We start from the raw sequence: 9,042 nt of genomic DNA on the forward strand, positions 1-9,042 counted from the left end.
AGCCTACCAGTCTATCTCGGTGCCATCGAAATTGAAGAAGTGACCACTTACTTCGGTATTGGCAGATTCGATGACTTTGATAAGGCCTGATGCCGAAGTGTCTGTATCGATTAGAGCATTTGGCCCCCCCATTTCAGTCTGTACCCAACCTGGGTGCAGCGCTAACACAGTAAAGCCACCATCGGTTAGGTCGTTGCTTAAACTCTTCACAACGGAGTTAAGAGCCGCTTTAGAGGAACGATAGATGTAGCCACCGCCAGAGGTGTTCTCTGTCATGCTGCCTACTCGAGAAGACAAGCAAGCGACCTTTTTCACGTCACTGTTTTCTAGAACAGGTAATAGCATTTCGACAAGCTTCAATGGCGCAATCGTATTGACTTCAAAAACACGTCGCCACTCTTCGACATCGGTGTTACCCAGTCCGTAACCTTTTGGCCCATAGTAGCCAGCATTGTTAATCAAGATATCTATCGACGGAATCTGAGAGGGAAGTTGGCTCACCGTTTGGTAATCGGTTATTTCTAACTGAATGCAGGTTAAGTTGCTGTTGTGGTCTGCGAGTGAGAGCAGTTCTTTTGCTGAAGAGGCGTCACGGTAAGTTGCGTACACCTTGTGATTACCTTTCAAGTATTGTTGAGTCAAACTTAAGCCAATGCCGCGGTTCGCTCCAGTAATAAAAATAACGCTCATGGTGATTCCTTTTCAGTTCAATTAGTTAAGTTTGATGGCTTAACACGAGAAAATCAACGGTCCACCAACTGGCCATTAGCATTCCTACAAAAATCATTACTGCAGCCATCGAGCCGCAGATCACCCCAAGGATGAGTATTACGTTTTTCATTGTTGCCTCTAAAATGGATTTAAGGTAATGATAATTGTTATCATTAATTAAGGTTGTCGCCAAGTCTGAGGCTGTTATGATTTTGAGAAAGATACGCAATTAACTTGATTATGATTCCTTTAATTTACCACCCAATCTATTCGCAACTGCCTTTACCTGAAGGTCACCGTTATCCGATTAACAAATATCAGTTGTTACACAGTGCTGTTGAGGCGCTAATGGATAGCGAACCCTTGTGGAAGAGCAAGTTTGAAGTGTTCCAACCAACGCCCGTTTCGGTTGAGCAAGTAAAACAGGTACACGATAGCGAGTATGTCGATTTGCTTGTTTCTGGAAACCTGCCTGCGGCAAAGATGAGGCGTATCGGCTTTCCGTGGAGTGAGCAACTTATTGAAAGAACGCTCTATTCTAGCGGGGGAACTTGCTTGGCCGCAGAAATGGCGATAGAGAGTGGTTTAGCGATTCATTTGAGTGGTGGCTACCATCACGCGCATCATGACTTTGGTAGTGGCTTTTGTCTGTTGAATGATCTTGTGCTGGCAGCAAAGCACGCGTTGACCTTTGAGCACATAGATAAAGTGTTGATTGTCGATAGTGATGTTCACCATGGCGATGGCACAGCGACGCTTTGCCAAGATAGCGATGAGATTATTACTCTGTCTTTCCATTGTGATAAAAACTTCCCTGCACGAAAGCCATTATCGGATTTAGATGTGCCATTAAGCCGTGAAACTGAAGATGAAGAGTTTCTAAGGTGTTTCGAACAAGTGACCAAGCTGGCGATTGCCCATCATCAACCTGATCTCATCATCTATGATGCGGGTATCGACATCCATCAAGACGATGAACTGGGCTATTTGAATGTGTCTACTCAAGGCATATTTGAACGCGACTGCTTGATGATCGGCTTAGCGAAATCAGACTCCATTCCGATGGCGTGTGTTGTTGGTGGTGGCTATCGAACACAGCATCAAGATCTGGTTCCTATTCACATGCAGTTATTGAAAGCGGCACTAGCCGTGAATAGTTGACCTGCTGAACTAGGTTTTCTCCAGATACAAAAAAGCCGCTGATTTCTCAGCGGCTTTCTTTAATGTGGTGGAGGGATAGGGATTTGAACCCTAGAACCGCTATTAACGGTTGCCGGTTTTCAAGACCGGTGCTTTCGACCACTCAGCCATCCCTCCAATGGCGCGTATAATATAAGGGTGGCTTTCGCTTGTAAATACCCTTATCAACTGACTGCTTTTTTTATGAACGCTTTTTGGTGTTTTTGTTCTGGATGGTTGTTTTTCGCTCGGTTTATTAAGAAGCAGACCAAACCTTATATTCAATAAGCCAAGAATTCTTAACTTTCGTTATACGCGAAGTGTTTCCGTGCCATTAAAAAGAAAGTATCTATTTGGCTTGCAGGTAAAGTTATGAGGGAAGTGGTTTAGGCATAAGAACTTTCAGCTAGGGACTCTTAACTAGGAGCTTTTAGCTTAGAACTCTGAGATCGGAATTTAAGAGTAGGTATCAAGTGAATGGGTTTGAAAATGAGAGTGGATAGAGTCTTGTTAGATGAGCTTTATATTTTAAAAAGCTTCAGATGCAAAAAAGCCGCTGATTTCTCAGCGGCTTTCTTTAATGTGGTGGAGGGATAGGGATTTGAACCCTAGAACCGCTATTAACGGTTGCCGGTTTTCAAGACCGGTGCTTTCGACCACTCAGCCATCCCTCCAGTGGCGTGAATAATATAAGGGGCAGAGGATCTTGTAAACCCTTAATTTTCATAATTTTGTTTTGTTGCTTGTTTTCTAATCACTCACGGCAATAAAAAAGGGAAGCGCTTGGCTTCCCTTTTCTGTGTGTTGATTATTTAGTCATTTTTTGTGTAGAAACGCTGTAGCTCGGTTAGGCCTTGCATCAACACAGGTAAGCGAGGGCTTACGTTTTTCAAGCGTTTGTAATTCTGGTCGTACAATTTGTAGTTGCCAAATTTATCTAATACCGTTGTTTGTTGGTCAGTAACAAGAGCAAGTTCACGAGAGTCGCCCGCTAGGATCCACTTTCTCTTACGCTCATTAAACAGGCTGCGACCACTACTGAAGTCCGTTGGGTTCGAAGATACGCCCAATAGCTCTTGCATCAGTGTTACTGATACGTCTAGATGACTAGAACGGTGCGTGTATTCAGAAGCAGACTTACCTGGCCAGCTGATAAACAGCGGTACTTGTAACTGATAACGACTGTAGTTGGAGTTTGCACCCCAGCTGTTGGTTTTGGTTTCGTTAAACTCAGTACCGTGGTTAGAGGTAATGATAACTACTGTGTTGTCGGCGAGCTCTAAGCGTTCCAGTTCAGCGTAGATAGTTGCTAACTGAGCATCGGCCGCTGTTGCTGACTTTTGATAATCTGCAGCAAAACGTTCTGCTGTTGTTAACGTTGAGTCCGACTCTGAACTTGAATCGTAGCTGGCGAAGTTATCCAGTGTAGTCAGTTCAATAAAGTTAAACCAAGGGCGTTTAGCTTGTGGTGATTGAATCCAATCAGACCAAGCTTTGATTGCACTCTGGTCATCATAAGTTGCTTGCTGTGGCATAACATCACGGCCTCGGAAGATAATATCCGAGTAAAGTGTATCGCTAAAGTTGTCGCCGCTGAAAGCAGCAAACTTATAATCGTGATTATCTAATACATCCAACAGTACTGCGCTTGACCCTTGAGCTTCGATGCTGCTTGCGTAGCTGCTCGGCAGGCCGTAGAACAAGCCGAAAATACCAAACATATCGTTACTTGAACTGTAGTGGTTGGTGAAGTTGATCGACTGTTGTGCGTAAGCATAGCTGTTTGGCATCGCTGTCGCATTTAGTGCGTCAGCGCGAAGGTTGTTCACACTCACCATCAGGATATTAAGATCATCACTGCGGCGGTTGTATTGAATTTTTTCTAGCGGATAGCTAACTAGGTTTACGTTCTCTTTGTTCGCTTCTAAACGCTCAAGGTACTCTTCACGATCTAATAGGCCATGTTTTTCCATAAAGCTTTTCGCTGTCATTGGGTAAGACAGTGGGAAGTTCGCTTTCTGGCTAGTAATTGGGTTATAGAAATACGCATCAGCCCACATGTAGGTCAAGTGGCTGCTGATGAAACACAAGAAGAAGACGGCAGTAATCGGACGGCCAATGTGTTTATGAGACAGTTTACGCTGCTTACGCCAAACCCACTCAGACAGACCAAGCTGTAGTAAGAAGATAAATGGCATAACAATGAAGAGGTGCTGCAAATCAGATGTGAATGCAGATTCCTCTCCACTGAATAAAACCTCCCACACGACAGGTGTCAGGTGGAGGTTTATATTTTGATACGTTTGGGTATCAATCAGTAGGACAGTTAAACCTATGGTCGCAAAACAAACCGCAACCAAACGTAATAACTTCCTCGACGGAAGAATAAAAGTGAGCGGGAACAGCACTAATAGATAGAGCGCGAACACTAAAAAGCCAAAATGACCAACCCACGATGCAGCCAAATAAAATTGACCTAGCAAGGTTTCTGGCCAAGCAGATTGAGTAATATAACGAGTACCAATCAACATCGCAGCAATGATGTTGAAAAATGCAAACCAGTGACCCCAACCAACCAGTCGAGATACACGATCGCTATATGAGTTTGCGCTGTCTACCATTTATAATTCTTTTATCCGTCAATCAAATTTAGTGAGACTTTTTATCTTCAAGAGAAGAAATTAAAGCCTCGGCAAATTTTTCAGCAATTCCTTTGCGTTGTGAAGCAGCAACATTCTGATTTAAGACATTGGTTGCGATATTTCCAGCGATCATCAGTGAAAGCTCTGGCGAAGCTTTGTGCTTAGATAGTACAGCACCTACTTCAGCTAGGATTTTTTCAACTTGATCATCTGTGTATTTAGATATAATCGGCATAAGGACTCTAATAATGATAGTAAAAGCGGCTTATGATAACCTACTATGCACGACAACTGAAACCTGAACGGTAATATTTTCACTATGAGCCTTCACCTTTCCAACGTAATTTTACACCAGCTGAGTAAGAACGATCAGGATGAGCTGATTGTTAACTATCGTGCTGAATCTCTAGAAAACGATGCTTCATCTGAAAGCCTAGTTGCTGAACTTCACCGTGTTTTTAATTCAAAAGCAGGCAAAGGGTTTGGTTCTTTCAAATCTGACAGCGAATTCCAGCAGTGGTTGCATCAACTTCGTGCTGGTGAGGCAAACTTTTACGATTTTTCTCAAAAGAGTGCGCAACGTCTAAAAGACGAACTATCAAAGTACCCATTCGCTGACGAAGGTATCTTGGTAATGGCTGAATATCAGTCACTTGCAACAGATTACCTTTTCATTGGTTTATTGCCTTCAAACCAAAGCCTAAAGGTAACTGAAGGGCTTGATATTAGTGCGACTGACTACCTTGATATCTCAAAAATGGATATCGCGGCTCGCCTAGACCTTTCTACTTATGAGACTGATAAAGAGTCAAACCGTTACTTAACTTATATTAAAGGACGTGTTGGCCGTAAAGTCGCGGATTTCTTCTTAGATTTCTTACAAGCTGAAGTCGGTTTGGATGCGAAACAGCAAAACCAAGTACTGATGCAAGCGGTAGAAGACTTCGTTTCTGACTCTAAATTGGAAAAAGAAGAAGCGATCAGCTACAAAAAGCAGGTTGCGGACTACTGTAACGAGCAGCTTAAAGCCGGTGATGAAGTACAAGTGCGTGAACTTTCTGGAGAATTGCCAGCAAGCACAGATGGTACCAGCTTCTTTGACTATACTAGTGAGCAAGGCTACGAGCTAGAAGACAGCTTTCCAGCCGATCGCGCAACTATGCGTAAACTAACAAAATTTGTTGGTGCTGGTGGCGGTTTGAATGTTAGTTTTGATAGTCTGCTTCTAGGCGAACGTATCTTTTACGATCCGGAGACAGACACGCTTACGATTAAAGGCACTCCACCGAACTTACGTGACCAACTGACTCGCAATAAGTCATAGTCCGAAGTTAACGGATAAAAGCGGCAGCAGGATGTTGTCGCTTATTTTGTGCTCAATCTTTTAGTAAGTGTCATGGCTTCAAGTTAACACGCACAAGGAATATAGATGGAACAATCAGTAGCAAAGCCCAAACGCTTTAAAAAACCAGCGACCTTCTTGGTTGTGCTCTTGGCTCTGTGGCTACTTCCTTCATTGGCTCTTCTTAATCTAAGCCGTTCCTACACCAATTCTCTTGCTCAAATCGAAGAGCTCGGTATTCGAGTCAACGAATTGAGGCAATCGCTCTATTTCTCAGAACCGCTTCGAGTCTCTCGTATCAATGATCTCGCACTCGACGCTCAGTTAGTTTATTCGATCCGACTGCAGATTGAATCTGATTTCCAACACGCCTTGTTTCGTCCTGATGTGAACCAACTGTTGTACGTAGCCGATCAGTTCCTAGAAAAGTTCGATGAGTTCATTCCGATCGAAAGCCAAGTTCAAGACATTGTTGATAACATTAAGATGTTGCGTGCTGATAAAGAGCTTTCCCCTAAGCTAAAGCCACTACTAAATGAATTCGGAGTTGTGGTATTTGAAGCAATGTACTCTGACAATCAAAGTTCGTCAGCGACTTATCGATCCTTTGATTCCATTCTAGAAAAATCTTATTCATTAGAAACCGAAGAACAAGATGCACTCCAACAACTACTGGCTGATGCGTCAGCATTGTTGAGTGATTATGCTCAGCTTAACTATTTGGTCGATAAGATTAAGAAAAACTCAGTGAATGAACAGATCATTAAACTCGAAGCTGAGTTCCACGATCGTCAGTTCAACTTATTGTTGGTGATGCTAGGTCTAAGCTTAGTGGCAATGAGCGGGATAGTGTTGTGGGGCGTTAGATCCAAAAAAACGATTACAGAAGCCGGTCACGAACTCAGTTCTGAGCCTGAAATTGATTCCAGTAAAGAAAAGGCTTCTTCAAGCGACGTGGTTTCCTCAGCCGTGAAACAAGCAGATAATGACGCTTATGTGCCCGAGAACACGTCAACGAACCAGTATTCCGACCCTCAACCTCCGCAGAGTGTTAGCGTCTCAAGGCATGTTCAGCAACACTCTGTTGAGCAAGGCCTTGAACCGACGCCAGTAGAAGAAAAGCACATTGCTAGTGTGACAGATTCAAAGCCTGCAATTGATATCGAAGACATGTTAGAAACACTCGATGGTGATGCTGAATCTGTCGAACTGTTGCTTGGTGTGTTTGTACAAGATCATGCCGGTGACTACGAGAAGTTTAAATCTTTGCTGACCAAAGATGAAACCTCTGCCGCTCGCATTGTACATAGCTTAAAAGGTGTGGCTGGCAGTATCAAAGCGTCTCGGTTGGCGATTATTGCCGCGAGTATTGAAATGACAATGAAGCAGTCCAGAGCCATCAGCGAACACGACTTAGAAGAACTAGAGCAGGCAATAAAAGCCTCTGTGGATTCTGCTCATGAATATTTAGACAGTCAGCGTTAACTTTTACAGGAATTTTGACAATACTCTGACGAAGCGCTCATACAATCCGCGCCCTTAGTCTTTGTCAGAGGTTTATATGTTACGAGTTTCGAGTCGAAGTTGGATGGTGTTGGTGCTTAGCATTGTGCTAAGTGGTTGTTCTCTCTTAGAAGTTAAGTTAGATAGTCAAACGACGCCTCTCACTCAACAAGAGTTAAATGCTCGGATCATGACGCGTGAATATGCCAAGATGTTTTTTACACGAGTAGAAGACTCGGCTGATTTAATCGCGCAATCTTATCCTGCCGATGACACTTTACATCAATCTTATGTGTTGCTTTGGAAGATCCATGCAGAGCAGGGATTACAACAAGCGGCTTACCAAACTTCCCCAATGTCTGCGTTAATTGACTCGTGGGTTTTCACTGCCCAAATGAATCAGTTTTATAGCCAAGGCGATGGCGCGGACCTGTTCGCGACGGATGATGCGGTAGAGGCTGCTCGTTTTCTTGACCAAGAAGCAGAGAAATTGGCAAAGGGTGTATTGAACTCCAGTGATTTCAAAAAAAGCAAAGCGTTCGTTGCTCAGTTTGCCGCTAGCCACCCATTTAAAGATCTCACATTCAGAAGCACGCCTGCTTACCGTGAATGGCTAAGTTACCTTGGTAAAGACGAGTCGCAAATCGTCCAGAGCTTAGGCACCATGCCAGAAGCAATGAGCGATGCATCAGACCGCTTAAGCTTAATGGCTGACCAGACACCGAAACTGATGACGTGGAAAGCCGAGTTGGTTGCATTGAATAGCTCGCTAACGGGTGAAGACCTATCGATGACGTTAGAAAGCCTTCGTCAAACATCAGCAAGCATGCAAGACTTTATTGAGAACAACCCAGAATACATGCAAACGCTAGCCTCTATTATGTCGACAGAAATGCAGCCATTGCTCAATGATCTTAGTGACAAAACAGACCAAAAACTGGCGATGTTGAGCGATGAACGTGTGGCTTTAGAAAAAATGGTGACACGTGAGAGAGAAGCACTTGTAGAGATGATAGCCAAAGAGCGCATCGAGATTGCGGGTATTGTGACTTCAGAGAGAGAACTGTTCACACAAGACCTTGATCGCGTCTCTCAAGAGGTGGTGGTACTTGCGATTGATAAACTGATGGAGTTAATAAAAGGTGTGATTATCTACTTCATCCTGTTTATCTTAGTGGTGTTCTTTGCTCCGTTAGGTATCGGTTACTGGTTGGGTAAACGAACCGCCAATAAATAGATAAATAGATAGATAAGTAAATCAGCAGATCAAAAAAGAGCGCTCTAGGGTAATGCCGATCAGTTAAGAAATTTGTGAGATCATTTGACCGATCCTCAAAAGGCTTCAAAATCCGATATTAGGAAACTAATATCGGATTTTTTTATGTCTTTAGAAAGCCAACTTGCCAATACTTTTCGGTCATGTAATACCTTCCACCACTTTGATAAATACTCTGACATCCTTAGTCCAGAGCTTATCCAACAAGGCTTTGAGCAAGCTGGCGTAGCAACCGTTAGAAGAAGGCGGTTACCTTTAGAAGCAGTACTTTGGTCTGTTGTTGGAATGAGTCTCTTTCGTCAACAATCTGTTTGGGATATTGCTAACCAACTCGATATTGTCCTGCCAGACAAACAACGCTTTGTTGCACCAAGTGCTGTTGTTCAAGC

The 9,042-nt window shown here is 43.4% G+C and carries 8 protein-coding genes and 2 tRNA genes; 5 read left to right on the plus strand and 5 right to left on the minus strand.

Annotated features, from left to right (window positions below; genetic code table 11):
* Positions 1-3: 3 nt before the first annotated feature.
* A complete protein-coding gene (locus CWO08_RS04650) occupies positions 4-690 on the minus strand; it encodes an SDR family oxidoreductase (protein ID WP_102433614.1) in 687 nt (228 codons plus the stop codon).
* A gap of 261 nt (positions 691-951) precedes the next feature.
* Between CWO08_RS04650 and CWO08_RS04660 the strand changes: the two genes are divergently transcribed.
* A complete protein-coding gene (locus CWO08_RS04660) occupies positions 952-1,872 on the plus strand; it encodes a histone deacetylase (RefSeq protein WP_102478324.1) in 921 nt (306 codons plus the stop codon).
* Positions 1,873-1,937: 65 nt separating this feature from the next.
* Here the strand turns inward: CWO08_RS04660 and CWO08_RS04665 are convergent.
* From CWO08_RS04665 to CWO08_RS04680, 4 genes are all read right to left on the minus strand, one after another.
* Positions 1,938-2,028 (minus strand) — tRNA-Ser (locus tag CWO08_RS04665).
* Positions 2,029-2,473: 445 nt separating this feature from the next.
* Positions 2,474-2,564, minus strand: a tRNA-Ser gene (locus CWO08_RS04670).
* A gap of 138 nt (positions 2,565-2,702) precedes the next feature.
* Positions 2,703-4,511, minus strand: a complete 1,809-nt coding sequence (locus tag CWO08_RS04675; RefSeq protein WP_102433622.1) for a DUF3413 domain-containing protein — start codon at positions 4,509-4,511, stop codon at positions 2,703-2,705.
* A gap of 28 nt (positions 4,512-4,539) precedes the next feature.
* Positions 4,540-4,767: a YejL family protein gene (locus CWO08_RS04680; RefSeq protein ID WP_017068253.1), complete on the minus strand. Its 228-nt coding sequence runs from the start codon at positions 4,765-4,767 to the stop codon at positions 4,540-4,542.
* An 84-nt stretch (positions 4,768-4,851) separates the two neighbouring features.
* Here CWO08_RS04680 and yejK point away from each other — a divergent pair, with 84 nt between their 5' ends.
* The 4 genes from yejK to CWO08_RS04700 all read left to right on the plus strand — a co-directional run.
* Positions 4,852-5,856: a nucleoid-associated protein YejK gene (gene yejK, locus CWO08_RS04685; protein WP_102478325.1), complete on the plus strand. Its 1,005-nt coding sequence runs from the start codon at positions 4,852-4,854 to the stop codon at positions 5,854-5,856.
* A gap of 105 nt (positions 5,857-5,961) precedes the next feature.
* The gene (locus CWO08_RS04690; RefSeq protein WP_102433623.1) at positions 5,962-7,359 is read left to right on the plus strand and encodes an Hpt domain-containing protein; all 1,398 of its coding nucleotides are present in this window, start codon (positions 5,962-5,964) and stop codon (positions 7,357-7,359) included.
* 76 nt (positions 7,360-7,435) lie between these two features.
* The gene (locus tag CWO08_RS04695; RefSeq protein WP_108019981.1) at positions 7,436-8,614 is read left to right on the plus strand and encodes a chemotaxis protein; all 1,179 of its coding nucleotides are present in this window, start codon (positions 7,436-7,438) and stop codon (positions 8,612-8,614) included.
* 144 nt (positions 8,615-8,758) lie between these two features.
* Positions 8,759-9,042, plus strand: a 284-nt coding sequence (locus CWO08_RS04700) for a transposase domain-containing protein (RefSeq protein WP_181360032.1), incomplete at its 3' end; no start/stop codon positions are given.

This window comes from Vibrio sp. 10N.286.48.B8 (genome assembly GCF_003050085.1).
GTDB classification, from domain to species: Bacteria; Pseudomonadota; Gammaproteobacteria; order Enterobacterales; family Vibrionaceae; genus Vibrio; species Vibrio crassostreae.

Excerpts from the sequence above, each read along its gene's own strand:
- CWO08_RS04650 (WP_102433614.1), bottom strand. The coding sequence starts at position 690 with ATGAGCGTTATTTTTATTACTGGAGCGAACCGCGGCATTGGCTTAAGT.
- CWO08_RS04660 (WP_102478324.1), top strand. The coding sequence starts at position 952 with ATGATTCCTTTAATTTACCACCCAATCTATTCGCAACTGCCTTTACCT.
- CWO08_RS04675 (WP_102433622.1), bottom strand. The coding sequence starts at position 4,511 with ATGGTAGACAGCGCAAACTCATATAGCGATCGTGTATCTCGACTGGTT.
- CWO08_RS04680 (WP_017068253.1), bottom strand. The coding sequence starts at position 4,767 with ATGCCGATTATATCTAAATACACAGATGATCAAGTTGAAAAAATCCTA.
- yejK (WP_102478325.1), top strand. The coding sequence starts at position 4,852 with ATGAGCCTTCACCTTTCCAACGTAATTTTACACCAGCTGAGTAAGAAC.
- CWO08_RS04690 (WP_102433623.1), top strand. The coding sequence starts at position 5,962 with ATGGAACAATCAGTAGCAAAGCCCAAACGCTTTAAAAAACCAGCGACC.
- CWO08_RS04695 (WP_108019981.1), top strand. The coding sequence starts at position 7,436 with ATGTTACGAGTTTCGAGTCGAAGTTGGATGGTGTTGGTGCTTAGCATT.